This window comes from Enterobacter sp. A8 (assembly GCF_004296595.1).
GTDB lineage: Bacteria > Pseudomonadota > Gammaproteobacteria > Enterobacterales > Enterobacteriaceae > Enterobacter > Enterobacter cloacae.
On sequence record NZ_SCMF01000014.1, the window covers coordinates 1 to 877 of the forward strand.

The 877-nt window shown below is 65.7% G+C and carries 1 protein-coding gene; it reads right to left on the reverse strand.

Annotated elements, in window-relative coordinates:
* On the reverse strand, positions 1 to 877 hold an 877-nt coding region (locus EQV24_RS23595; protein WP_130627101.1), incomplete at both ends, for an Ig-like domain-containing protein.

The following is an 877-nucleotide window of genomic DNA, read 5'->3' on the forward strand; positions in this document are numbered from 1 at the left end:
CCGAAGCCGCCGGTTGGCTCACTGGTGCGGCCCACGCCGTCGGTGACGGTGGCGGTGAAGTTATGGCTGCCGTCTGCCAGCGCCGTATCCGGCGTGAAGCTCCAGCTGCCGTTGCTGCCCACGGAGGCGGTGCCAATCAGACGACCGTTGTCGTAGATACTGATGGTGCCGCCCGCCACGCCGCTGCTGCCGCTCAGGGTCGGGGTGGTGTCGTTGGTGACGTCGCCCTTCTGCAGGTAGTCCGCATGCGGGGCCACGTCGTCATAGACGGTATCCAGCGTCGGTGCCTGCGGCGGTACGGTAGCCACGTTGATGATGTACTCACCGGACGGACCGGAGACATTGCCCACGCCGTCGGTCTCTTTCGCCGTCAGGGTGTACTTCCCGTCCGGCAGCGGCGTGGTCGGCTCCAGGGACCAGGTGCCGTCAGCCTGCACTTTCGCGGTGCCAATCACCTTGTCGCCGTTGTACACGGTGATGGTGTTGCCCGGCTCTGCGCCCGTCCCCTTGATCAGCGGACGGTTGTCGTCGGTTTCCCCGCCGGAGGCAATGACACCTGCGGTGTTCACGTCGTCATAGACTTCGGTGATCGCCAGCTTGCTCGCATCCGGGGCGGTGTAGTCCAGGGTCAGGACAAAGTCGTCTGACGCAGAACTGGTGTTGCCCGCCTTGTCGGTGGCCGTCACGTGGAAGCGGTGTTCGCCTTCCGGCAGTTTCGCCACCGGCGAGAAGCTCCAGGTGCCGTCGGCTTTCGCCGTCACTTCGCCCAGCAGGCCGTTCTGATCGTAGATCTTCACGGTGCTGCCCGCTTCCGCCTTGCCGCTCAGGGTCGGGGTCGGATCGTCGGTGGTGCCGCCGTTCGCCAGGTTACCCTGCA